The sequence below is a fragment of the Mucilaginibacter sp. UR6-1 genome, from assembly GCF_020880975.1.
GTDB lineage: Bacteria > Bacteroidota > Bacteroidia > Sphingobacteriales > Sphingobacteriaceae > Mucilaginibacter.
This window is the reverse complement of sequence record NZ_JAJIWP010000007.1, coordinates 104,551-128,466: the sequence shown is the minus strand read 5'-3', so window position 1 is coordinate 128,466 and position 23,916 is coordinate 104,551. Positions and strand designations below refer to the sequence as shown.

23 protein-coding genes are annotated in these 23,916 nt (G+C 45.1%); 8 read left to right on the top strand and 15 right to left on the bottom strand.

Annotation, left to right across the window (positions count from 1 at the left end):
- Positions 1-724: ammonium transporter (locus tag LJ707_RS19655; protein WP_370632429.1), on the top strand; the 724-nt coding region annotated here is incomplete at its 5' end.
- A gap of 81 nt (positions 725-805) precedes the next feature.
- Here the strand turns inward: LJ707_RS19655 and LJ707_RS19650 are convergent.
- From LJ707_RS19650 to LJ707_RS19620, 7 genes are all read right to left on the bottom strand, one after another.
- On the bottom strand, positions 806-1,498 hold the full coding sequence (locus LJ707_RS19650; protein ID WP_228954340.1) for an SIMPL domain-containing protein: 693 nt from the start codon (positions 1,496-1,498) through the stop codon (positions 806-808).
- A gap of 476 nt (positions 1,499-1,974) precedes the next feature.
- The gene (locus LJ707_RS19645) at positions 1,975-2,337 is read right to left on the bottom strand and encodes a hypothetical protein (protein WP_228954338.1); all 363 of its coding nucleotides are present in this window, start codon (positions 2,335-2,337) and stop codon (positions 1,975-1,977) included.
- Between the two features lie 26 nt (positions 2,338-2,363).
- A complete protein-coding gene (locus LJ707_RS19640) occupies positions 2,364-2,711 on the bottom strand; it encodes a hypothetical protein (protein WP_228954336.1) in 348 nt (115 codons plus the stop codon).
- On the bottom strand, positions 2,711-4,015 hold the full coding sequence (gene thrC / locus LJ707_RS19635) for a threonine synthase (protein WP_228954334.1): 1,305 nt from the start codon (positions 4,013-4,015) through the stop codon (positions 2,711-2,713). Before thrC ends, LJ707_RS19640 begins: the two co-directional genes overlap by 1 nt.
- A gap of 115 nt (positions 4,016-4,130) precedes the next feature.
- Positions 4,131-5,135: a homoserine kinase gene (locus LJ707_RS19630; RefSeq protein ID WP_228954332.1), complete on the bottom strand. Its 1,005-nt coding sequence runs from the start codon at positions 5,133-5,135 to the stop codon at positions 4,131-4,133.
- A 43-nt stretch (positions 5,136-5,178) separates the two neighbouring features.
- Entirely contained in the window at positions 5,179-7,629 is a 2,451-nt protein-coding gene (gene thrA, locus LJ707_RS19625) for a bifunctional aspartate kinase/homoserine dehydrogenase I (RefSeq protein ID WP_228954330.1), read from the bottom strand.
- Positions 7,630-7,860: 231 nt separating this feature from the next.
- Positions 7,861-8,664, bottom strand: coding sequence for a carbon-nitrogen hydrolase family protein (locus LJ707_RS19620; RefSeq protein WP_228954327.1), 804 nt, complete (start codon positions 8,662-8,664; stop codon positions 7,861-7,863).
- A gap of 111 nt (positions 8,665-8,775) precedes the next feature.
- Between LJ707_RS19620 and rsgA the strand changes: the two genes are divergently transcribed.
- A complete protein-coding gene (rsgA, locus tag LJ707_RS19615; RefSeq protein ID WP_228954326.1) occupies positions 8,776-9,696 on the top strand; it encodes a ribosome small subunit-dependent GTPase A in 921 nt (306 codons plus the stop codon).
- Positions 9,697-10,041: 345 nt separating this feature from the next.
- On the top strand, positions 10,042-13,008 hold the full coding sequence (locus tag LJ707_RS19610) for a TonB-dependent receptor (RefSeq protein ID WP_228954323.1): 2,967 nt from the start codon (positions 10,042-10,044) through the stop codon (positions 13,006-13,008).
- Positions 13,009-13,049: 41 nt separating this feature from the next.
- Here LJ707_RS19610 and LJ707_RS19605 read toward each other — a convergent pair whose 3' ends face one another.
- Entirely contained in the window at positions 13,050-13,421 is a 372-nt protein-coding gene (locus LJ707_RS19605; protein ID WP_228954321.1) for a PleD family two-component system response regulator, read from the bottom strand.
- A 164-nt stretch (positions 13,422-13,585) separates the two neighbouring features.
- Between LJ707_RS19605 and LJ707_RS19600 the strand changes: the two genes are divergently transcribed.
- The 4 genes from LJ707_RS19600 (at position 13,586) to LJ707_RS19585 (ending at position 17,403) form a co-directional block, all read left to right on the top strand.
- Positions 13,586-14,197: a ribonuclease HII gene (locus tag LJ707_RS19600; RefSeq protein WP_228954319.1), complete on the top strand. Its 612-nt coding sequence runs from the start codon at positions 13,586-13,588 to the stop codon at positions 14,195-14,197.
- Positions 14,198-14,315: 118 nt separating this feature from the next.
- Positions 14,316-15,518 (top strand): glycosyltransferase family 4 protein, encoded by a 1,203-nt coding sequence (locus LJ707_RS19595; RefSeq protein ID WP_228954316.1) that lies wholly within the window; start codon positions 14,316-14,318, stop codon positions 15,516-15,518.
- Between the two features lie 42 nt (positions 15,519-15,560).
- On the top strand, positions 15,561-16,640 hold the full coding sequence (gene gcvT / locus LJ707_RS19590) for a glycine cleavage system aminomethyltransferase GcvT (RefSeq protein ID WP_228954313.1): 1,080 nt from the start codon (positions 15,561-15,563) through the stop codon (positions 16,638-16,640).
- A gap of 13 nt (positions 16,641-16,653) precedes the next feature.
- Positions 16,654-17,403 (top strand): 2-phosphosulfolactate phosphatase, encoded by a 750-nt coding sequence (locus LJ707_RS19585; RefSeq protein WP_228954311.1) that lies wholly within the window; start codon positions 16,654-16,656, stop codon positions 17,401-17,403.
- Here LJ707_RS19585 and LJ707_RS19580 read toward each other — a convergent pair.
- The 3 genes from LJ707_RS19580 to dtd are packed head-to-tail and all read right to left on the bottom strand — an operon-like array spanning position 17,400 to position 19,080.
- Positions 17,400-18,260 (bottom strand): DUF4349 domain-containing protein, encoded by an 861-nt coding sequence (locus LJ707_RS19580; RefSeq protein WP_228954309.1) that lies wholly within the window; start codon positions 18,258-18,260, stop codon positions 17,400-17,402. The two genes, LJ707_RS19585 and LJ707_RS19580, sit on opposite strands and share 4 nt — an antisense overlap.
- Positions 18,261-18,263: 3 nt before the next feature.
- Entirely contained in the window at positions 18,264-18,593 is a 330-nt protein-coding gene (locus LJ707_RS19575; RefSeq protein ID WP_228954307.1) for a nucleotide pyrophosphohydrolase, read from the bottom strand.
- Between the two features lie 34 nt (positions 18,594-18,627).
- Positions 18,628-19,080 carry a D-aminoacyl-tRNA deacylase gene (dtd, locus tag LJ707_RS19570; protein ID WP_228954305.1) on the bottom strand — a complete coding sequence of 151 codons (453 nt, stop codon included), beginning with the start codon at positions 19,078-19,080 and terminating at the stop codon, positions 18,628-18,630.
- A gap of 185 nt (positions 19,081-19,265) precedes the next feature.
- Here dtd and LJ707_RS19565 point away from each other — a divergent pair, with 185 nt between their 5' ends.
- On the top strand, positions 19,266-19,532 hold the full coding sequence (locus tag LJ707_RS19565; protein ID WP_228954303.1) for a hypothetical protein: 267 nt from the start codon (positions 19,266-19,268) through the stop codon (positions 19,530-19,532).
- Between the two features lie 5 nt (positions 19,533-19,537).
- Here the strand turns inward: LJ707_RS19565 and LJ707_RS19560 are convergent, their stop codons facing one another.
- The 4 genes from LJ707_RS19560 to LJ707_RS19545 form a co-directional block, all read right to left on the bottom strand.
- Positions 19,538-20,716, bottom strand: coding sequence for an aspartyl protease family protein (locus LJ707_RS19560; RefSeq protein WP_228954301.1), 1,179 nt, complete (start codon positions 20,714-20,716; stop codon positions 19,538-19,540).
- A 126-nt stretch (positions 20,717-20,842) separates the two neighbouring features.
- Positions 20,843-21,856, bottom strand: coding sequence for a YihY/virulence factor BrkB family protein (locus LJ707_RS19555; protein ID WP_228954299.1), 1,014 nt, complete (start codon positions 21,854-21,856; stop codon positions 20,843-20,845).
- A gap of 122 nt (positions 21,857-21,978) precedes the next feature.
- The gene (locus tag LJ707_RS19550) at positions 21,979-22,623 is read right to left on the bottom strand and encodes a M15 family metallopeptidase (protein ID WP_228954297.1); all 645 of its coding nucleotides are present in this window, start codon (positions 22,621-22,623) and stop codon (positions 21,979-21,981) included.
- 40 nt (positions 22,624-22,663) lie between these two features.
- Positions 22,664-23,890 carry an alanine dehydrogenase gene (locus tag LJ707_RS19545; RefSeq protein WP_228954296.1) on the bottom strand — a complete coding sequence of 409 codons (1,227 nt, stop codon included), beginning with the start codon at positions 23,888-23,890 and terminating at the stop codon, positions 22,664-22,666.
- Positions 23,891-23,916 lie beyond the last annotated feature (26 nt).

Genomic DNA, 23,916 nt, shown 5'->3' with positions numbered 1-23,916 from the left:
CGGTGGTACCGTGGTACACATGTCGGCCGGCTGGGCGGCTTTGGCTTCGGCTATTTATTTAAAGCAGCGTACCGATAAGGCGCATGCCCCGGCACGTATCAGCTACGTGTTATTAGGTACCGGCTTACTGTGGTTCGGCTGGTTTGGTTTTAACGCGGGTTCCGCCCTGGGCGCCAACGCCCTTGCCGCTACCGCTTTGGGTACTACTACTACGGCTTCGGCCGCCGCCGCCATTGCCTGGATATTTTTTGATATGCTGCGTGGTAAAAAGCCCTCTGTGGTGGGTGCCTGTATCGGTGCGGTGGTTGGTTTGGTGGCTGTTACGCCGGCAGCGGGCTTTGTAACTATTCCGCATTCGCTGATCATCGGTATCGTGGCCGCGGTGGTGAGTAACCTGGTGGTGATCTGGCGCAGCAAAACCAGCATTGATGATACGCTGGACGTATTCCCTTGCCATGGTGTAGGCGGTATGGTGGGTATGCTGCTGACCGGCGTGTTCGCCCATGTAAACGTGAACAGTGCCAATACTACCGGTAATGGTTTGTTCTACGGTGATACCAAGCTGTTCACTACGCACCTGATCGCTTTGGTGGGCGTGTCCGTCTTCGCTTTCGTGGGTTCGTTCATCCTGCTTAAAGTAACTGACATGATCTCTAAACTTCGCGTTACTCCTGAAGAGGAACTGGTAGGCCTTGACGTCAGCCAGCATGATGAGGAATTGTAACTGAATTGAATTTTTTCTATAAAAACAAAGGCGGCTTCCTGATCGGGAAGCCGCCTTTGTTTTTATCAAATCATTCTAAAATTATTGTATCTCGAACACTGCATTCACCTGGAAGCTGAGCTTGATCTTTTGAAAATCAATATCGGATTCAGCCACATCAGCTACCGCGCTTCGCATAGCTGCATTGGAGTACATACGAGCTTGCGGATATACACTCCCGCCACCATCATTTTCGGAGATACTTAACACCTTGCCCAGCTTATCGCCCAGGGCATTTACCAGGTAAGTGGCTTTATCTTTTGCAGCAAGCAGCGCTTGCAGCTTTAGTTCCTTTTTTAGTTCGGTTATCTTTGAATAATCGTAGCTTGTAATATTAGTATATTCAATACCTTTCGCATCAACCTTGCTTAACAACTGGTTATATTTATTCAAATCGCGCACACGAATACCATATTGTTTGCTTGCCAAAAAATCAGGATTTTTCTTTTTCTCGGTAGCGTAATTCCAGCCGGAAACATTATTAACCGTAAAATCTTCTTTAGGTATGCCAGCCGCTGTTACCGCGCTTTCTAATTGTTTTTCTAAATCGCTTATACTGATCTTTTTCTTACCATCCATATATTCTTTAAGGGATATAGATAAGTTGATAATATCAGGCGTAACCTCTTTTTCGGCAGTGCCGGTAACTTCTACCTTGCGGCGCAGATCAGCAGTTTGAGCAAATGCCCCATATGTTGTGGCAACCAGGGCCACCATCATTATTAATTTCTTCATGGTTATATAATGTTATTTATAGCTATAGACGGCAATTGCGTCAAAAGTGAAACATGCAACAAAAACATTACAATTGAAAGAAGGTTTGATTGCCGCTCCTAAAACAGTTGCCTCACCCCCGCGCTCTCCTAAAGCAGAGCGAGCCAAAGATCTTGAATACAGAAAAATTTTGTTCTAAATAGATTGCTTCGTGCCTCGCAATAACGTGTTTTTTATTTTTTATTCTTGTCATTTCGAAGCGTCAGCGAGAAATCTGCACGCGTTCAATAACAAAGCGACAGATTTCTCCTCGTACCTCGTTCGAAATGACAATTTTTTTTTTAGTCTTCCCTCTCGGGGAGGTTAACTTTTTTTGCCTTTATAGGTAAGATTTTTCAGCTCCCTCTTCTTTAGGAGAGGGCTGGGGTGAGGTTCAGGCGACAGATTTCTCTCTCGTACCTCGTTCGAAATGACATGAAACTTTATTTGGAGGAGTACTATTTCTTTTTCTTCGCGGTATGCTCGTAAATTTTGGTGTTTACAGCAACCGAGTCTTTAAAATAAACAAAAAGGCGCTTTACGTAGCTTGGCGGGTAGCCATCATATTTTACAACAATATCGTAATAAATATAGTCGTCCTTTTTACCTTGCGGCCAGCCCAGGGTATCGGTAACCTGGTAAAATTTCATGCCTTTTATTTTGCGGTTTTTCAGCAGATCGTTCAACATGGTGTTGCGATACTTAAAATCCAACCCGTCGGCATCCTTCCACAATTTGCGGTTGAACGGCTGATCGTTATTACAGGCTGATAAAAGTATTACGGCAAAAGATAAAACAACAATAAGGGCCTTATTTAACATGGCTGATGATTATGGCGCAAAGATACTTAATTTTTATGCTCCTGCACTTTAACCGCCGTAACAACCGAATCGGTATTGAAAGTTATTTCAAGCTCCTTTGAATAAATAGGGTCAATATCGCTGCCATATTTCATCACAATATCATAATAGATCTGCCTGCCCTCCCGGTTATCCGGTTCGCCAAGCATATCAGTAACCTCACTAAGCGGTTTACCTTTTAATTCATGGTTCTTCAACAGATCTTTCAACATGCTGTTGCGATGCGGATAATCCCAATCCTTTTTAGCACTCCACTTATTCTTGTCAAACTGCTGTTTACAGCCTAAAGTCACAAACAATAAACTTACAAGAACTAAACGGAGTACTATTTTCATTAAACGTTGCTTAACAGGTATGCTTTAAAACTTTCAAAATCGGCCGGCATTTGTACGGCTTGTTTCTCTCTTCCTTCAAGCTGTTTAACGGATTCGGGCACCGAAATGTTCACAGCCACATCAGCCGGTATTACATCCGGAAACTTACATGGATGCGCGGTTGACAGGAAAACGCCTGTTACCTCTGCATGATCTGCCTGCCACTCCTTTAAAGCCTTCCAGGCAATAGCCGTATGCGGACAAACCACATATTGGTGATCAGCATACACCTTTTCAATAGCATCAACGGTTTGCTCATCATTATAGCTGTATCCGGTGATGAGTTGCTTCAATGCCGCTTCGTCACCTTTAAACAGATCGGCAATACGCACCCAATTGCTTGGGTTGCCCACGTCCATCGCGTTTGATATGGTTGATACCGATGGCTTTGGCTCATAAACGCCTGTTTTTAAAAACGCGGGTACGGTATCGTTGGCATTAGTTGCCGCAATAAACTGCTCAACCGGCAAACCCATCTTCCAGGCTAATAAACCCGCGCCAATATTGCCAAAGTTGCCGCTTGGCACGGCAAAGGCTACCTTGCTTTTGCCCTTGCGCAACAATTGCGCGTAAGCGTTGAAGTAATAAAAGGTTTGCGGTATCAGGCGGGCTATGTTAATGGAGTTGGCCGAGGTAAGGCGGTAGGTTGTATTTAATTCCGCATCGGTAAAGGCTTGTTTAACCAGGGCCTGGCAATCATCAAAAGTACCATCCACCTCTAACGCGCGGATGTTTTGTCCGTTGGTGGTTAGCTGCTGTTCCTGTACGCCGCTTACCTTGCCTTTAGGGTACAGGATGGTAACACGGGTATTAGGCACGCCTAAAAAGCCCAGCGCCACGGCACCACCGGTATCGCCGGATGTAGCTACCAACACATCCAGTTGTTTTTCGCCTTCTTGCAAGAAATAGCTCATTACCCGGCTCATGAACCTTGCGCCAAAATCCTTAAAGGCTAATGACGGGCCGTGAAACAATTCCAGCACATACACATCATCCTCCAGCTCAACCACCGGGGCATCAAAGTTAATGGCATCATCTATCAGTGCTTTCAAATCAGCCTCGGGGATGGTATCGCCCAATATGTTTTTGGCTACGCCGAAAGCGATCTCGGGCAAAGTAAGCTCACCCAGTTTACCGATAAACTCATCGCTTAAACGCGGAATAGCTACCGGCATATATAAACCCTTATCCTGTGGCATACTGTTAAAAACCGCCTCTTTAAATGATACGCTCTCTGATGTGTTGTTGGTGCTGTATAGTTTCATGACCTATTATTTCGAAATTCGAATTTTCGATTTCGGATTTATTTATTTGCTGTTAAATTGTTTACTTCCAGGATGGGATCAAATTCGAAATTGAAAATCCGAATTTCTAAATTCTTTATCCTATTACCCTCGGCCCTGCATCATTTATGGTTGATACGTAGGTGTTGGAGCCGATCTTTAATCCTGTTAAGTGTTGCTGCAATTTTTGTGTGATGGTTTGAGCCGTTGTCTCATCACGGGTAAAGGCGAATACCGACGGTCCTGAGCCTGATATACCGAAACTTACCGCGCCGCTGCTCATGGCAATTTCACGCATTTTGTAAAAATCGGGGATCAGCATAGAGCGTACGGGCTCCACCAGTACATCCTTCATACTACGGCCAATCAGGTCAATATCCTGCATAAACAAACCGCTCACCAAACCGGCTATGTTACCCCACTGGGTTACGGCATCCTTCATATTGATTTTGTTACGAATGATCTGCCTTGCCTCGCGGGTAGGCACATCCACATCCGGAAATACCACCGCACACCACAAATCCTTTGGATGCGGCAAACGTACCACATCAAGCGGTTCGTAGCTGCGTATCAGCACAAAACCGCCTAAAAGGGCTGGCGCAACATTATCCGCATGGCCATGCCCGCAAGCCATCTCCTCTCCTTTCATAGCAAAGGGCAGCAGGTTTATCGGATCGCGGTCATCGCCCATCAGGGTTTTAATGGCATACAAACCCGCCACTGTACTGGCCGAACTCGATCCCAAACCACTGCCTATCGGCATTTTTTTATGCAGCTCAATATCCAGCCCAATATCGGCACGACCGATACTATCCAGGTAGTGCTGCACGCTCACGCTCACCGTGTTTTTAGCCGGATCAAGCGGCAGCCTGCCATCATCACCCGTAATTTTGCTGATGGTAATGCCGGGCTTATCCGTAACCCGCATAACCACCTCATCACCGGGCTCGTTAACGGCAAAGCCTAATACATCAAACCCGCAAACTACGTTAGCCACCGTTGCCGGTGCAAAAACGTGAACGCTGTCCGCGGTCAGGCCCCCCGTCCCCCTAAAGGGGGTGAAAGCACTGTTTGTATCTATTTCCTGTAATTCGTTACTCATGATGTTATTATATTTTAAGTTACCCCTTCAGGGGGTTAGGGGGCTAATTAGCGCCCACGTTTATCAAATCAGCAAATACACCCGCGGCGGTTACCTCGGCACCCGCACCAGGGCCTTTTACTACCAGCGGGCGCTCCTTATACCTGTCGGTAGTGAATGATATGATGTTATCACTACCCGACAGCATGTAGAACGGATGGTTTTCATCAACCATTTGCAGGGTGATGGATGCCTTTCCATCCTCCAGCTTGCCTATGTAGCGTAGTACTTTACCGCCATCCTCGGCTTGTTGTTTAAGGTTGGTGAAATAGGCATCCTCTGCTTTTAGGGCAGCGTAAAAATCTTCAACCGTAGCGGCATCAAGGCAGGCTTGCGGCAGTATGCTTTGTATATCTACATCGGCAGCCTCTAAAGTATGCCCTGCATCGCGCGCCAGTATCAGTATCTTACGCATAAAATCGGTACCGCGAAGGTCATCGCGCGGGTCGGGTTCGGTATAGCCTTTCTCCTGCGCCAGTTTAACTACATCATGAAAATTAGCATCGCCCTTAAACTGGTTAAATATGAATGATATGGTACCCGACAGGATAGCCTCGATGCGTTGCACGCGGTCGCCGCTGTTCATCAAATCTTTCAGCGTACGGATGATAGGCAAACCTGCACCCACGTTAGTTTCATAAAAAAAGTCGACACCGCGGGTACGCGCCGCATCCTTAAAGGCTTTGTAGCGGCTGTAGCTGCCCGAGTTACCTATTTTATTACAGGTTACTACGGATATAGCCGAGTTTAAAACCTCTTCATAAAACTCTACCGGAACCGGGCTTGCCGTATTATCAATAAACACGCAGTTGGGCAGGTTCATGCTCTTCATGGTATCAATAAATAAACCCAGGTTGGCTGTATCGGTGCTGGCTTCAAGCGCGGGTTGCCAGTTTTCAAGATCAATACCATTGGTATTAAACATCATTTTACGGGTATTGCTGATGCCCACCACCTTTACCTGTATGCCATTCTCGTTAAGCAGAAAACCGGCATGTGCGTTAAGTTGCGCAAACAGTGTTTTGCCGATGTTGCCCGTACCCAGGCAAAAGGCATGCAGGGTTTTATACAGGTCAACAAAAAAAGCATCGTGTACGGCATTGAGCGCTTTGCCCAAATCGTACTCGCTGATGATCACCGAGATATTATACTCGGATGAGCCCTGCGCTATTGCCCTAACATTTACACCATTACGGCCCAGCGCATGGAACAGTTTGCCTGACACACCCGGCGTTTGTTTCATATTTTCGCCAACTACGGCTAATATGGCCAGGTTTTCTTCAACGGTGATAGGGTCCAGTTTGTTGGCTAATATCTCCAGTTCAAATTCCTGCTCTATAATGGCTTTGGCACGCACGGCATCGCCGGGCTGTATGGCAAAGGTAATGCTATGCTCTGATGATGATTGGGTGATCAGGATAACGTTGATCTGCTCGCGGGCCAGCAGCGAGAACAAACGCCCGCTAAAGCCTGATTTACCTACCATGCCACTACCCATCAGGTTAAGTATGCTGATGTTGTTGATGGATGATATACCTTTTATAGGCTGGTTTGATGCTTTGCTTTCGTGCTGAATAACCGTACCGGCAAATTCCGGCTCGAAAGTGTTTTTTATAACGATAGGAATCTTTTTCAGGAAGGCCGGGATCATGGTTGGCGGGTAGATCACCTTGGCACCGAAGTAGGATAGTTCCATGGCCTCGGTATAAGTAAGCTCACTCAGCGGGAAGGCTTTTTTCACCATGCGCGGGTCGGCGGTCATCATACCGTTCACGTCCGTCCATATTTGTATTTCCTGCGCATTGAGTGCCGCGCCGAAGATAGCCGCGGTATAATCACTGCCGCCACGGCCAAGCGTAGTGATCTGCCCGGCCTCGTTACTGGCAATAAAACCGGTAACAAACAATACTTTATCAGCATGGCCGGCATACAGATCGCGGATCAGGAGTTCGCTAAGCGCGGTATCAACCCTGGCATTGCCAAAGGCACTGTCGGTTTTTAATACTTCGGATGCATCAACAAAAAAGGCATTGCCAAAGTGCTGCGCCGCTATCTTACTGATCATCAGCGTTGAGCAGCGTTCGCCATAGCTCACAATCAAATCACGGGTTTTTGCGGTAAGCTCACGCAGGGTAAGTACGCCCTGCAACAATTCCTCCAACTGATTAAAGTGAATTTTTAAGCGGGTGAAAGCCGGGTTTTGATTTTGAATGTCAAGCAAACTTTTAACCACATCAAAGTGGCGGCGTTCCAGCTCGGCAAGCTGCGCGGTAAATTCATTGCCTTTGGCTGCCGCCTCGGCCATATTGATCAGCAGGTTGGTAACCCCGCTCATGGCCGACAGCACCACAACCGGGCGTTCGCCGTGCTCAACCTCGTTTTTTACTATTTGCAGCAGGGTTGTTATGCTGCTTACTGAGCCTACGGAGGTGCCCCCGAATTTTAAGACTTTCATTTTGTTGATATAGCTATTAAAAAAAACCGCCTTCCTCTTTGTCGGAGGAAGGCGGTCAGTTGGTTTGTTTTATATTTTTTACACCATACGATTACTTTCCTCCGATATCAATGCCGGTGGTAATAATGGTAATAATAATGGTGTTGCTGTTAAACATATAATTTACTTATCGTACTAAGGTCATGGCAAATAAAGTAGTTAATTTTTAAAATAGCAAGCATAACAACTATTTTATTTTGAATATTCATCCGCATAAAGCGCTGGCTTAAATCTTTTTGCAAGGTAGCCGGTAGCAAGCGGCAGGTCAATATCCACCACCAGCACTCCCGGAACGCCGTATTGCTGGTACGCAATGCAGGTGCCATCGGGCGCTATTACGGATGATGCCGAATCGGGATAGCGGGTAGCGTTATTAACGCTGGCAAAATAAATGGTATTCTCTAAAGCACGCATCATCATGGCCTTTTCATAATAAGAGTTACTCATGCTCCCCCACTCGGTTGGTGTTGTGCCCGTAGTATCACTACCGCCAAAATGCGGGTGAAAAACTACATACGCGCCATTGCGAGCCGCCCATCGTACTGACTCGGGATAGCGGAAACCCTCGTGGCAAATGGTAATACCAAACTTTAATCCGTTCACTTCAAATAATCTGCGCTGTGTACCGGGTATCCAGGTAGCATCTTCTGATGGGTCGAGCTGGTTTTTGGTTTGATAGCCCAGTACTTCGCCCTGTGCCGATATTACGTAGGCCACATTATACATACCCTCGGGTGAATATAAATCCATAGGTATAATAATGGCGATATTGTTTTTGGCAGCTACGGCACAAACCCTTTTCAGCGCGGCTTCCATCTTTTCGGGCGAGCCTTGCTCCGGTGCAAAACCCGGCATAGGGTATCCCGGAATATACGTTTCAGGGAAACAGATGATAGCGGCCTGCTGCGCGGCAGCTTGTTCGGTAAGTTGTTCGAGATTAAAAAGAGCTTGATCTATGCTGCCCGGAAAGGGCGGCGAGGCTAAGGCGATCTTCATGTTTTGCTTTGATATTAAAGCCCTTAAAGTTAGCCGATTTGGGCATTTATCACAAAGACTTATTAATTTTTATTCAGGGCGGATGCAAATGCCTAACTTTATCCCCTTACAATGCAGGGATTAATCACAAAATCAACCGGAAGCTGGTACCAGGCCCAAACGCCCGAGGGACAACGTTATGATTGCCGGATAAAGGGCAAGTTCCGTATAAAGGGTATTACCACCACTAACCCTATTGCCGTTGGGGATGTGGTTGATTTTGAGATAGAGCCTGAGCAAGGCACCGGGGTGATCACCCACCTGCATCCGCGTAAAAACTATATTATCCGCAAATCCATCAACCTGTCAAAACAAGCACAGATCATTGCCGCTAATCTGGATCAGGCCTTGCTGGTAGTAACCCTGGCTTCGCCGCGTACCTCGCTGGGTTTTATCGACCGCTTTTTGGTTACCGCCGAGGCGTATGATATTCCGGCTAAACTGATCTTTAACAAGCTTGACTTGTTTAGCGACGAGGGCCTCGAGATTTTGCAAGCCTACAAAGCCGTTTATGAAAACATCGGTTACCCCTGCTATCAGGTATCGGCACTTGAGGGCACTAACATTGATGAGGTTCAAACTTTACTGAAGGATAAGATCACGCTGTTCTCAGGCCATTCGGGGGTAGGCAAATCAAGCCTGATCAATCGTTTGCTGCCTGACCTCGATCTGCGCACACACCAGATATCAGAATGGAGTGATAAAGGGATGCACACCACCACCTTTGCCGAAATGTTTGAGCTGCCGCAAGGCGGATTTATTATTGATACCCCCGGCATACGCGAACTGGGTATCATAGATATTGAGAAACAGGAGTTAAGTCACTTTTTTCCCGAAATGCGGGAGCGCATGCACGATTGCCGGTTTAATAACTGCCGCCACATTAATGAACCGGGGTGTGCCGTACTTGAAGCATTAGGAGATGGTGAAATAGAGCCCTCGCGTTATGAAAGTTACCTGAGCATTTATAACGGTAATGATACACGTAGTTAATGCACTACTGTACTGACCGTTAAATTGTTCGCCCTATCTGTTTTTTTATACATTTAACACCACCAAATTACCCGCCCAATAGTTAGTAACAAGATTGTTAAAATGACCCGAATTTTAATTTTTGGTTCATTTGACAGACCTGTAAGTTAATAAAACCACCGGTTTTAGGCTGATTGAAGCAAATTTACCGCCTGCAGCGCCGGTTTTATTGAGATAAGCCCGTTTAACGCTTGTGTAACAATGCTGTATGACAACATTTTTTAACACTTTTTAGTTAAACATTTGCATTAACAAACACGGATTAACCAAATTTTAATATTTACAAAACAATACACACCCCCAAAAATGATGAAACGATATTTACTGATCCTGGCCATGATGTTTGCGGCAACGCTTACTACTTACGCGCAAACAGGCCGGTCGGTTAGCGGAACGGTAATAGACTCTACAAAACTTTCAGTACCCGGCGCAAGTGTTAAACTTACCTCGGCCGAGGGCGATAGCGCTGTTGTAGCCGCGGACATGAACGGAAAATTCAACTTTCCATCAGTAAAAGGCACCAAAATAAATGTTACGGTAACCTCAATTGGTTACCAGGTATTGCTCAAGCATTACTCGCTTGAGGCCGGTACCGAACCGGTATCATTAGGCAATATTATGGTACAGGTACAAAGCAACCAGCTTAATCAGGTAAACATTGTAGGTGCGCCAAACCCGGTAACGCTTAAAGAAGATACCGTTGAATACAAAATAAGTACCTACAAAGTGCGCGATAACGCCCCGGTTGAGGATGCCATACGCAAAATGCCTGGTATTGATGTAGACAAGGACGGAAACGTTACCGCGCAGGGTAAATCAGTTACCAAAGTGCGTGTTAATGGTAAGGACTTTTTTGCCGGCGACCTGAAAACAGCTACCCAAAACCTGCCTGCCGATATTGTTGAAAGCGTGCAGATTGTTGATGATTATGGCGACCAGGCTAACCTTACCGGTGTTAAAACCGGCGAGCCTACCAAAATATTGAATATCAACATCCGTAAGGATAAAAACTACGGCTACTCGTTACAGGCCACCGGTGGCGATGGCAGCGATGCCCTACCAAGCGATGAGGCTAATAATGCCAACCGTTACCTGGGATCAGTAAACTTTTTTAAGTTTAAAGGCGATCAGCAAATAGCCGTATTGGGTAACCTTAATAACACTAACCTTAATACCTTCAGCTTTAGCGGTGCTACCGGCGGTGGCTTTGGCGGCAACTTTAACGGCGGCGGCAGGGGCGGCGGCGGTGGCCGTGGCAATGCCCTGCAAGGCGGTGGCAGTACCACTACACAAGCCAATGGTATTACCGATGCAAAATCTCTGGGTTTGAATTTCAGGGATCAGTGGGGCAAGAATGTATCGGTTTACGGCAGCTACAGCTTTAATGATAACAGTACCTTTACCAACAGTACATCATTACAGATCAACAGGTTTCAAAACCCAAGCAGCAGCAGTTCAAACAGCCAGGAAACCAACAACCCGCTAAATCACCGCTTTAACTTTAACGTAGAGTGGAAACCGGATACTATTAATTATTTTAAATTCACGCCATCGTTCTCCTACTCGCGTACAAACACCGTAGGCAGCGAAACGGTAGATTACACCCTTGCCGACAGCAGCCGTTCAAGTGCCAATCAATCCTACTCGGTTAACTCATTAACCAACACCACTTCACCAAACTTTGGCATCAACGCGTTGTATAACCATAAATTTGGCAAGAGGGGCCGCAACTTTAGTTTAAACCTTAGCTGGAATACCGCCAAGAACGACCAGTATGATAACCCGATATATAATTATACCCTGGGCACGCCAACCACTCCGCTTAACCAGCGTATAAATACCAATAGCCGTACCACTACATGGGGTGCCAATTTTGCTTACATGGAGCCATTGAGCAAAGTATCGTTTTTAGAGCTTAATTATGCTTATAATCACTCGTACACCACCAGTGATAAAATGACGGATACCCTGAGCTATACCGGTGCCACCCCACCAACTGAATATAACGATAGCGATTTTAACCGTTATGCCCTGTTAAGCAACAGCTACGATTATACATTTACCACCAACCGTGTAGGCCTTAACTACCGCCTGGTTGAAAGTAAGTATAACCTAACCGCAGGCTTTGGCGTACAGCCGGCCTCATTAAAAGGCAACTCGGTTAACGCGCCCCAAACGGTAAAAAATACTTTTAACTTTATACCTACCGCGCGTTTTGTATATAACTTTTCGCGCAGCAAATCAGTCAACTTTAATTATAACGGACAAAGCAGCCAGCCATCATTCAACCAATTGCAACCGGTGCTCGATCTGTCGAACGCTTTATACCCGGTGCTGGGTAACCCTGATCTGAAACCATCATTTACCAACACGCTCGAGGCCCGTTATAATAACTTTAGCTTTGAGAGCGGCAATGTGTTCTTTACCCGCTTTGCGTACACAACAACCATGGATCAGGTAGTATCGCAAACCACTACTTATTCAAAATTCAGTGAAGCTACACTGGCAGCCGATCCATCGTTAAAAAACCTGCAGAACACCAATTTAACTACTTACCGTAATGCCGATGGCTATTACCAGTTAAGCGGCTTTGGCGTGTTCTCAAAACCATTTGCCGAGCGTAAATACACGCTTTTTCTGAATGGCAACGTATCATACAGCAACAATATTGGTTACTCAAATACTGTTGATAGCCTGAACCGCGCATCAGAATTTGAGAAGAACATTTCAAAGAATCTGGTATTTACTCCGGGCGTACGTTTCAGGGTAAATATTGATGACATTATAGATGCCGAGGTAAATAGCAGCTATGCTATTAACCGCACGGTAAGCGCCATAGGTAACAACCCATTATTAAATACCAATGCCCGTACCTTAAAACTGGGTGTTAACGGTAAAAATTATTTTTGGAAGGATTGGACACTGAGCTATGATTTTACCCGCTCAATTAACTATGGTTACAACGTAGCCGTAACCAATCCTAATATTTTGAATGTGTATGTTGAGCGCCGTTTCCTGAAGGATAATGTGGCAACCATACGCCTGTCAGGCCTTGATTTGTTTAACCAAAACCGGGGCTTTACCTCAACAGATAATGGCACCATTACTACACAAAGCAATGTAAACAGGCTGAGCCGTTATGTGCTGCTTACCTTCTCACTAAGGTTGCGCAAGTTTGCAGGTGCCGCACCATCGCAAGGCGGGCGCGATTACAGGCAGGGCGGCGGTGGTCCGGGCGCGGGCGGCCCTCCTCCGGGCGGCGGACCAATGTAGGTCAGTAAAATTTTCAGAATGTAAAATGTGGCGTGCAGATATTATTTGTGCGCCACATTAGTTATGGCCGATACCAAGTCGTCCAAATCAAAGGGCTTGGCCAGGTAAGTTTCGGCACCGGCAGCCTTGGCTAAAGATTCAATATCGCTATTTGCCGAAAAATACACTACCGGTATATCCCGCAGGTCTTCATCTTCCTTTAACGTACGTGTGGCTTTTATCCCTCCGGTATCGGGTATCCAGTTATCCATCAAAATAACATCAGGCCTGATCATCGAAACACGGTTAACAATATCATTACAATCCTCAAAAGTATGTACGTTCCATCCGTTCTCCTCTAATATGAATGAACAAATGGATAGTATATCATTGTCATCATCAAAAATTATGATCGTTTTCGCAGGGTCGCTCATTTGGGGGTATATGCAACAGTTTTAATTTTTGCACAATTATAATATTAGTACGGCAATAAATGTTTTATCAACAATAAAATAAAGTTGTAAGCAGTTGCGGTTTTTATAAATCACTATCGTTAAAAATAGTTTTATAGCCGATATTTGAATAAATTTATTGTAATATGTTATTGGCGAGGTATCAGCAGAAGTATATTGAGGCAGGATGTGATGAGGCTGGCCGTGGTTGTTTAGCCGGGCCGGTTTTTGCCGCCGCCGTAATATTACCTGCAAATTTTGAGCATCCTTTATTAAATGATTCTAAACAACTGCCTGAAGAAGTACGCTACCGGTTGCGTGACGAGATACAGCAAACAGCGCTGGCCTGGGCAGTAGCATCATGCTGTAATAAGGAAATTGATACCATCAATATACTAAATGCCTCATTTTTGGCCATGCACCGCGCTATTGATCAGTTAACTATTCAACCGGAATACCTGATAATTGACGGTAATCGTTTCAACAAATACGGCACAACGCCGCATTTTTGTATTGTTGAGGGCGATGCCAAATATTACAGCATAGCGGCGGCATCAATACTGGCCAAAACTTACCGTGATGATTACATGAAACTGATAGCCGCCGAGCACCCCGAGTACGACTGGCACAGCAACAAAGGCTACCCTACAATTAAACACCGCAACATGGTTTTGCAAAAAGGGCATACACCTTACCACAGGCTCAGCTTTAAGGTTACCGAGCCGCAGCTAAAGCTTAAGTTTGAAGCCATCTTATAGCAATGCGAGATATTATATTGCTGTTTTTGTGTAGATAAAATGTCAAACTACCTGTTTACAACTTGTTGGTATGGGCTGATTAAAATACATTTGTTAGGTAAACCTGTACTCCTTTATTTTGAAGATACTGATATTAACACACCGGGCTTTGTTTCCGCAAAACGGCGGTTACCCCATTGTGGTATACAATACCATAAAGGGGTTGCTTGCGCTGGGGCATACCGTTACCTTAATATCATTAGATGAAAAACAGGTTACCGACCGCCATTACGAAGCTGATAACATACTGGACAGCATTACCTACCGGCATTGCAGCGTAAATACCGATATTGGCTTTTTTAAAGCATTTATAAGCTTATTTACAGCCGCCGTTCCGTTTATTGACAAGTATTTTGACGAGCGCGCGGATAAGGTGCTCGCAGATGAGCTGCGCAATAATAATTATGATATTGTGCAGTTTGAAGGGCTGTTTGTTACCCCATACCTCAATACAGTAAAAAAACACTCGAAAGCTAAAATACTATACCGTGCCCATAATATTGAGCACCAGGTATGGCAACGCATTGCACAGCGCAAGGCCGATCCTTTTAAAAAGATATACCTGCTGCTGCTGGCCAAGCGCATTAAGGCTTTTGAGATCAATCAGCTTAGCCGTTTTGACGGCATCATAGCCTTTACCGATCAGGACAAGAACGCCATGATAGGCTATGGCACCAAAGCCCCGGTAGAAATTTTGCCGATAAGCATCGAACTAAATAAATACCAGCCTTGTACAGAAAAAACCGAGTTTCCGAGCCTGTTCTTTTTAGGATCATTAGGCTGGATGCCTAACCTTGAAGGTATTGAGTGGTTTATTGATAATTTTCATGCCGACCTTACCGAGGGCGACCTGCGCGTACGTTTTTACCTGGCCGGTAATGATATACCCGAAACATTTGACGATTACGAAGTACCCGGTAAAATATACATACAGGGCGAGGTTGATGATGCCCTGGAGTTTGTAAACAGCAAGGCTATCATGATCGTTCCGCTGCTATCGGGCGGTGGTATGCGGGTAAAGATAGTGGAGGGCATGGCCATGCAAAAGTGCATCATTTCTACCTCGCTGGGTGCCGAGGGCATTGATTATACACACGGGCAAAACATTATTATAGCCAATACACGTACCGAGTTTTTTAACGCCATAAAGCGCTGCATTGCCGATGAGCATTACTGCCGCCGTATTGGTGAGAATGCCCGCCAATTGGTTGAAGAACGGCACAATGTAACCGCCGTAACAACCCGCCTTATTGGCTATTACAGCCAATTACTCAAAGCTTAAAAATCAGCGTATTTTTAGTACTTTTGCGGCATATTAACTAAAATGAAAAATACTGCCCTAACTGACACTCACATAAAGGCCGGTGCCAAAATGGTACCCTTTGCCGGTTACAACATGCCTGTACAATACGTTGGAATTAATGCTGAACACGAAACCGTACGTAAAGCCGTAGGCGTGTTTGATGTTAGCCACATGGGCGAATTTATTTTGAAGGGCGATAAAGCACTTGACTTGATACAGCGTGTAACCAGCAACGATGCCTCAAAACTGTATGACGGCAAGGTACAATACTCATGCCTGCCTAATGAGGATGGCGGTATTGTTGATGACCTGCTGGTTTACCGTATTGACGGGCAAACCTACATGCTGGTAGTTAACGCATCAAATATTGAGAAGGACTGGAACTGGATTTCAAAATTCAATACCGAAGGTGTTGATATGAAGGATATATCTGACCGTACCTCGCTCCTTGCCGTGCAAGGCCCAAAAGCTGCCGAGGCCCTGCAAAGCCTTACCGATATTGACCTGGCATCAATGGAATATTATACCTTTAACAAGGGCACTTTCGCGGGTATTGATAATGTACTGGTATCGGCAACGGGTTATACCGGCGCGGGCGGTTTTGAGATATATTTTGACAACGCCAATGCCGATGCCATATGGGATGCCATTTTTAAAGCCGGCGAACCATTTGGTATTAAACCGATAGGCTTAGGCGCCCGCGATACCCTGCGTTTGGAAATGGGTTTCTGCCTTTACGGTAATGATATTGATGATACTACCTCGCCCCTGGAGGCAGGTTTGGGCTGGGTAACCAAATTTAGCAAGGAGTTTACTAACTCAGCAAAACTGGCCGAACAAAAACAAGCTGGTGTTAGCAAAAAGCTGGTTGGTTTTGAAATGACAGAACGCGGCATACCACGCCATGATTATGAGATAGTTGATGCCGAAGGCAACAATATTGGCCGTGTAACATCAGGCACGCAGTCGCCATCACTGCAAAAAGCTATCGGCCTGGGTTATGTGGCTAACGCCTTTGCTAAGGAGGGTACCGAGATCTACATCAAAATTCGTGATAACAAAGTAAAGGCTAAGGTTGCAAAACCTCCTTTTTACAAATAAAAACCACTTTAAATTGGTTGATAATACAAACAGTGTAACGCAAAGCAGGCCAAGGTTAGAGGTTTGCCTCACCCCGGCCCTGTTGCCGCTTTACAAGGTGGAAGAATATATTGTTGTGGTGATCGATGTATTTCGCGCCACCACATCTATTTGCTACGGTATTGATAATGGTGCCGAGGCCATCATCCCTGTATCGCAGGTTGAGGAGTGTGCCGCTTACCGTGAGAAAGGGTTAAGCTACCTGCTTGCCGCCGAGCGCGACGGGCAGGTAGTTACCGGTTTTGATTTTGGCAATTCGCCATTTTCATACACTGCCGAGAAGGTGGCCGGTAAAACCGTAGTGCTTACCACTACCAATGGCACACACGCGCTGCACCTGTCCCGCAGTGCAAAGCAGATTGTTATAGGCTCATTTTTGAACCTGACAGCATTATGCAACTGGCTTCACGGTCAGCATGAAAACATTTTGCTGGTATGCTCGGGCTGGAAGAACAACTTTAACCTGGAGGATACCCTGTTTGCCGGTGCCGTGGTTGAGCAGCTTAAAGGCTCTGCCCACCGCACGGACGACCCTGCTATTGCCGCTAATGACCTGTATCAGTTAGCCAAGGATGACCTTGCCGCTTACCTCAACAAAACCTCACATAGCGAACGTTTAAAACAACTGGGCATAGAAAAGGATATTGCCTTTTGCCTGAATGTTGATTTAACCACCGCCATACCTGTATTGCAGGGCGAGAAGCTGATAAAACTGAATGTTTAAGTATTTTGCTGTACTTGTTTGGCTTTACGGCGTTTTAGCATTTTGCGTATAACATAAATTACAACCACTGCAAGCAACCATACCGGCCACAAGGTGATCAAACCGAAAAACAGCGTTACCGCGATATCCCAGCTATCTCCGATAGACTTTTGCCAACGATAACTAAACCCCTGCCCATTATCTTTAGCGGACTGCCGGGTGTAAAAGGTGATGCTTAACGAGCTGTAATCAATTTGTTTATTAAGATAGTTAAGCTGCCCCTGGCTGCTTTCAATATCAGTACGCACATCATTCAGCTTGTTTTCTATTTCGAGCACATCGGTCATTTTACCGGCTTTGGCAAGCAGTTCGAGATAGCGTTTCTCCAGGGCCTTTTTATTATTGAGGCGGGTGGCTACGTCAATATATTCGGCCGTAACATCGCGGGTGCGTATGTTCTTTGATTCAATCCTGTCGCCTGCCGAAGTAATATTTTTTAAGAACCCATCAAACTTAGCGGCAGGAATGCGCACATCCAAAGTATATTCATTACGTTTTTCATAACTGTTATTGGCCTGTCGTTCTTCGCTCACATAGCCGCCAACAGCTTTTAAAGCATCTGTTACCCGTTTGCGCGCATTAGTAACATCATTGGTTTCAAAGCTGATGTCACCTTCTTTAATGATCTTTCTTTGTACGGACGGCGCTGGTGCCGGCATAGGTTTAAGCGACTCATTAGCTATAGGCGGCTCGGTTAATACCACTTCACTCACCTTTCCTTTAACATCCTGATCGGCAAAACCGTATGAAACGCCTTTTTTATCCTGGCATCCCGAAATAACTAATGCCGCAAGGGCAGCAAGCGCAAACTTTTTCATATCCTATGGTTTTAATTTCTCATTGTTCTTATGTCTGTCGGCATCGCGGATACTTTTTTTGTCCAGGTTTTTTAACAGCGCGTCGGTAAGATCAATCCCGGTTTGGTTAGCCAGGCATATCAGCACGAACAGTACATCAGCCATTTCATCGGCCAGGTTAACTTCCGTGTCCGACTTTTTAAATGATTGCTCGCCGTACTGCCTGGCCATTATTCGGGCTACCTCACCTACTTCTTCCATTAAAATGGCGGTATTGGTCAACTCATTAAAATACCGCACACCTGTAGTTTTTATCCAGCTATCAACAAGATGCTGCGCTTGCTTAATTTCCATAATTGAATATTTTTTAATTTTCGGGATGAGTGTTTTATTCCTTCACTTTTGTGTCAATGGTGATAGTTACGGGGCCGTCATTCACCAGGCTTATCTTCATATCGGCCCCAAAGATGCCGGTAGCCACAGGTTTACCGGTCAATTTGCCGAGCTCCGCTATCATTTGTTCGTATAAAGGTATAGCCTTTTCCGGGCGTGCCGCCCTGATAAACGACGGGCGATTACCCTTTTTGGTTTGAGCGAACAGCGTGAATTGGGATATGATCAAAATGTTGCCGTTAATATCAGCCAGCGCTTTGTTCATCAGCCCGTTCTCATCGCCAAAAACACGCATATTGGCTATTTTTTGCGCCAGCCATTGTACATCCTCGGTGGTGTCAGCATCCTCAATACCTAATAAAACTAAAAAGCCGGTTTTAATTTGCCCGGTAATATTACCCTCAACCCGGCAGGCGGCCTCGCTTACTCTTTGTAATACAGCTCTCATGCTACAATATTACAATGTTTACACGCACGCGTTGTAAATAAACAAATTTAACCAATGGTAAAAACCACGATTTAGCTTCAAATACGGTCGGGTAGTTTAATTTTATAACAACTGTTTATAAACTAATTGTAAAAAACGGCAACAATTCCTTTTTAAAATTCGTTAATAACTTAAATATCAATCCTATGGCAAAATTACGAGCATCCCTCCATTCGCGGGTACACAAATGGATCGACAAGGTCGGTTTCAGTCTTAACTCGCAAAGCAGCAAAAACAATGTTACTACAAAACATTATTTTTTCGAAACATTTAACTTAATAGAAAAAGAAAAGCAGGATGATCCGGCAAAATCAAAATACCTTTGCTTTGATGTATATGGCGAAAAAATTCCGGTACGTTCGCTTCTTGATCTGCAATCAGCGTTTTTTGATAATTTGAGTAAGTTAAAATAATCAGTTTATATTCGTCGCTTCAAGGTGAGTACAACGTGCTCGGTTTTGCCGCTATGGTATATCTCGAGCAAAATAGTTTTCTCATGCCTTGATTTAAAAAGATTATCGATCTCTTCCAGGCTCATCCTGTAAACAGGTTTAAAATTAATTGCTATTATCTCATCCCCACGTTCAAGTCCGATATCATAGCCGGATGAGCCTGGCTCTACTCTACTTATTATTACATGCTGTAATCCCGGCCCGGCCGCGTAGTATTCCATGCCGGTCATGTCATGCTCAAAGGGCTCTTTAAAGCCGTTGCCTTTTTTTAAATAGATTGCATTGCCACTATAATCAAATGTTATTTTAAACCGCTTCAATATCTCCATGCCCACATTTCCATCACGAGGGATAGCGGGTTTGATATTGGTATTATTACCATCCGGAAATGAGGTAAGCGGGTTCAGTATCTTATACCCACCAAGGTCGAGTTGCTTTGCCCGGCTCACAAACCCGGTTATGGGGCCATTCAGGCCTACGCCAAGGTTAGCGGCAATAAATTTTTCGGGCATTCCTCTTTTCTGCACCAGGTAATCAAGCGATAGGGCATGGCCAGCACCGAGGTCAACAAGTAATTTATTGAGTGACGATGATCCGTCAGGCAGGCTTACTTTGGTTATTATGTAAGGCTTTTTCTCCTCAATAAGCAAAGGTATTTTTACCCCTTTCTTTTTAATATTGTTAATATCCTTTGGGCGGTAAATGTTCAACACCGTGTCGGCCAGGTTAACCTGCACTATCAGGTTATTAAAAAACTCATACCCTAATATGCCATGAACGGGCATCCCTACAAAGCCCGACAGATTAAGATTATCCTGTTTCAATATAGCCGCGGATATGCCGTAACCTTTAATACCCGGCACACCTACATCTAACTGCCCTGTTATGTAAGCTTTGGCATCATCGCCATCGCCAAGGCCGGGTATGCTAACCAAACGCTTATAAGTTATGTTGAGCGAATCAACTAATTCAGGCACAGTGATGAGCATAAGCCCTACGCCCGAATCGAGGATAAAGTTATATGGCCCTTTACCATTAATGGTTACAGGTACAATAACCGAATTACGAACGAATTTAAAGGGGAGCGTTACTTTTTTTCGGGGACCCTCAATATCAAAATGCTGAGCCCGGGCAACAGTACACACAGCACAATAAGCGCAAACGCATAGTGCCGTATTAATAATATACCGCTTAATGCCCTGAAATAACAATCTGTTTTATAACTGGTATTTAAATTTACAAACTAAACCAGCCATAAAACAAATTAATTATCAGGATTTTGCCTCATCCTCGCAATCTGGCTTGTCCTTATCGTCAGTATCGCACTTTAAAACGCCCTTAATTTCCGGGTTTTGGAGGGGTAGCTCACTGGCCTTGCTTTCATACTCAGTTTGCCTGATCACAACCGCATAAGGGGCTGGCTCAATACGACTGCCCTGCGCTTCTGCATATACCTGTGTAAATTCAGCACCTATATATAGTATTGCCGCGGTATAATATATCCATACCAGTATAACGATGATAGACCCGGCAGTGCCGTAAACCGAACCTGCTGCTGTGTACTGTATATATAAACTAATGATGTACTGTCCGATGATGAATAGGATAGCTGTAAATATAGCACCTGCGCGCACATCCTTCCACTTGATCTTAACATCAGGCAATACCTTAAATATGATACCGAATAAAACGGAGATTACTAAGAGGGTAACCCCACGGTTAATGGCAAATATGAATGTTGGACCTATTGCATCAGGTAGCCAATCCCCAATTTTGCCACTTATTGCGCTGATGATAACGTTTACTATTAATGATGCCAATAATAAAAATCCTAAACTTACGATCAGGGAGAAAGAAAGGAACCTGTTTTTAAGCATACGTACCCAGCCCTTTTTAGGCTTTGCTTTAACACGCCATATCAGGTTAAGCGAGTCCTGTATCTCCAAAAAAATACTACTTGCACCAAGCAGCAAAGTAGCAATGCCAATAACCAGGCCGATACCACTTTTACCGGCAATATCCTGCGATGCTATAGTACTTTTTATTTGTGCTGTACCCTGTGCGCCTATGTATTCCTGTATCTGCTTATAAAAATCATTACGAAAGTCATTCTCTCCTAAGAAAATGCCGGCAAGTGACAATATCAGCAACAGCAGCGGCGCTAATGAGAATATGGTGTAATAAGCCAGCGATGCGCTTAGCTTTAATCCGTTATCATTACCAAAACTGCTGAAAGTAGCCAACAGCACTTTCCATAATTGCTTAAAATATTCTTTACTAAACATTTTCATAGGCGCGTAAAATGTATTGTTTTAAAAACACTTTGCTAACAGCCTTGCAAAGGCTTATGTTTTGGCATAAAAAGCAATTATGGTGCCCTTTACTGTTAAAAGTGGTAAAAGTATTATTACAACCGGTTAAAAGGTATATCAAGCAGTTCAAAATCAGCCCATCCCATAAAATCAAAATGCCACCATTCACTGCGGTAAACCCTAAAGCCGTGCTTTTCCATTACGGTACGCAGCAGGGTACGGTTAGCTAATTTATTTGCAGGCAGATTATTGTAATTGGCTGATGCCTGTGGGGTAAAGCTATCATAACCGGTGGGCATGTCCAGCTCTTTACCGGTTTTAAGATTGATGATGGTGAGATCGATAGCGCAACCACGGTTATGGCGTGAACCTTTGCGCGGGTCGGCAACATAAGTGGTATCCTTACTTATCTCATAAAATGTAACGGTGATGGCATACGGACGGTAAGCATCATAAATTTTCAGTCCGAGGCCTTTGCTTTTTAACTCAGCCTGCACTTTTTTAAGAGCTTTGGCCACAGGGAGGCGGGCAAAGGCCATTGCCTTATCATACACCGGCTGGCCGGTAAAATTATTGGCCGTAGCATACCGAATATCAAGCACAAGGCCGGGCACAAAGCTTTTAAGGTTAACGAGCTTTTTATCCGGATCAACGCCTATTTGTTTTTTGTATGATGAAAGGCCTGTTATCTTATCCCTGTCAATATACTTATATACTTGCCCTGTTGCCTTTAAATTCATCAGGATAAGCAAGCATAGGATAATTGATAGCCGCATGGTATCAAATGTTGGACACGATCAGCAGATCCAGATCCTTGCACGGGATGTTAAAGCGCTCGCCCATGTGTTTATTGGTGAGGTGCCCCTGGTAAATGTATACCGCGTTGCGTACCCCTGCCTTTTGCCATATTACATTCTTGATGCCGCCCTGATCGCCAATATCAACCAGTATGGGGGCGAATATATTGGTAAGCGCGTAAGTAGCGGTACGCGCTACACGTGAGGCTATGTTAGGCACGCAATAATGTATCACATCATACTTACGGAATACCGGGTTGGTATGGTTGGTAACTTCGGATGTTTCAAAGCAGCCGCCCTGGTCAATACTTACATCAATGATCACCGAATCGCGTTTCATACGGCTTACTGTTTCCTCGCTGATGATGCAGGGGCTGCGGCCGGCCTGGGCGCGCAGGGCACCGATGGCCACATCGCAGGTGGTGATGGCCTTTTCGAGCACTATTGGCTGCACTACCGATGTAAATACACGGCTGCCTATATTATTTTGCAAACGGCGCAATTTATATATCGATGGATCGAACACCTTAACCTCGGCACCTAATGATATGGCCGTACGCGCGGCATATTCGCCTACGGTACCGGCACCCAGTATCACTATCTCGGTAGGTGGTACACCTGTTATGCCACCCAGCATTAAGCCCTTACCTTCAAAAACATTACTCAGGTACTCGGCGGCTATTAATATAGATGTAGCGCCTACAATCTCGCTCATGGCGCGCACAACGGTAAGTGTACCGCCTTCATCAAGCAGGTGCTCAAAGCTAAGCGCGGTTATTTTTTTATTGAGCAGGGCCTGTAATATCTCGGCCTTCATGGTAGCGGGCTGCAGTGTTGAAATAAGCAATTGCCCCGGTTTCATCAGCTCTATCTCGGCCAGCGTAGGCGGCGCTATTTTGATAATGATGTCAGCCTCGTATACGGTTTTAGTATCGTAAACTATACGGCCGCCCTGTTCGCTGTAATCCTTATCCAAAAAGTTGGCGGCTTTGCCCGCATTGCTTTCCAGCATTACATCATGCCCGTTGTTAACCAGCAACGCTACAGATAGCGGGGTTAACGGAATACGGTTTTCCTGGAACGAAACTTCTTTGGGTATACCTATATAGAGCTTGTTTTTGCGGGTTTTAACCTCGAGCATTGATTCCTGGGTTTGCATCAATGCCTGCCTTGCCACATCGCTAAAACCGCTGTATTTACCTGAACTCATTTGGCTTTCAATAAATTTACGGATGT

Coding starts and splice junctions, on each gene's coding strand:
- LJ707_RS19650 (WP_228954340.1), bottom strand. CDS start 1,498: ATGAAGAAATTAATAATGATGGTGGCCCTGGTTGCCACAACATATGGG.
- LJ707_RS19645 (WP_228954338.1), bottom strand. CDS start 2,337: ATGTTAAATAAGGCCCTTATTGTTGTTTTATCTTTTGCCGTAATACTT.
- LJ707_RS19640 (WP_228954336.1), bottom strand. CDS start 2,711: ATGAAAATAGTACTCCGTTTAGTTCTTGTAAGTTTATTGTTTGTGACT.
- thrC (WP_228954334.1), bottom strand. CDS start 4,015: ATGAAACTATACAGCACCAACAACACATCAGAGAGCGTATCATTTAAA.
- LJ707_RS19630 (WP_228954332.1), bottom strand. CDS start 5,135: ATGAGTAACGAATTACAGGAAATAGATACAAACAGTGCTTTCACCCCC.
- thrA (WP_228954330.1), bottom strand. CDS start 7,629: ATGAAAGTCTTAAAATTCGGGGGCACCTCCGTAGGCTCAGTAAGCAGC.
- LJ707_RS19620 (WP_228954327.1), bottom strand. CDS start 8,664: ATGAAGATCGCCTTAGCCTCGCCGCCCTTTCCGGGCAGCATAGATCAA.
- rsgA (WP_228954326.1), top strand. CDS start 8,776: ATGCAGGGATTAATCACAAAATCAACCGGAAGCTGGTACCAGGCCCAA.
- LJ707_RS19610 (WP_228954323.1), top strand. CDS start 10,042: ATGATGAAACGATATTTACTGATCCTGGCCATGATGTTTGCGGCAACG.
- LJ707_RS19605 (WP_228954321.1), bottom strand. CDS start 13,421: ATGAGCGACCCTGCGAAAACGATCATAATTTTTGATGATGACAATGAT.
- LJ707_RS19600 (WP_228954319.1), top strand. CDS start 13,586: ATGTTATTGGCGAGGTATCAGCAGAAGTATATTGAGGCAGGATGTGAT.
- gcvT (WP_228954313.1), top strand. CDS start 15,561: ATGAAAAATACTGCCCTAACTGACACTCACATAAAGGCCGGTGCCAAA.
- LJ707_RS19580 (WP_228954309.1), bottom strand. CDS start 18,260: ATGAAAAAGTTTGCGCTTGCTGCCCTTGCGGCATTAGTTATTTCGGGA.
- LJ707_RS19575 (WP_228954307.1), bottom strand. CDS start 18,593: ATGGAAATTAAGCAAGCGCAGCATCTTGTTGATAGCTGGATAAAAACT.
- dtd (WP_228954305.1), bottom strand. CDS start 19,080: ATGAGAGCTGTATTACAAAGAGTAAGCGAGGCCGCCTGCCGGGTTGAG.
- LJ707_RS19565 (WP_228954303.1), top strand. CDS start 19,266: ATGGCAAAATTACGAGCATCCCTCCATTCGCGGGTACACAAATGGATC.
- LJ707_RS19555 (WP_228954299.1), bottom strand. CDS start 21,856: ATGTTTAGTAAAGAATATTTTAAGCAATTATGGAAAGTGCTGTTGGCT.
- LJ707_RS19550 (WP_228954297.1), bottom strand. CDS start 22,623: ATGAATTTAAAGGCAACAGGGCAAGTATATAAGTATATTGACAGGGAT.
- LJ707_RS19545 (WP_228954296.1), bottom strand. CDS start 23,890: ATGAGTTCAGGTAAATACAGCGGTTTTAGCGATGTGGCAAGGCAGGCA.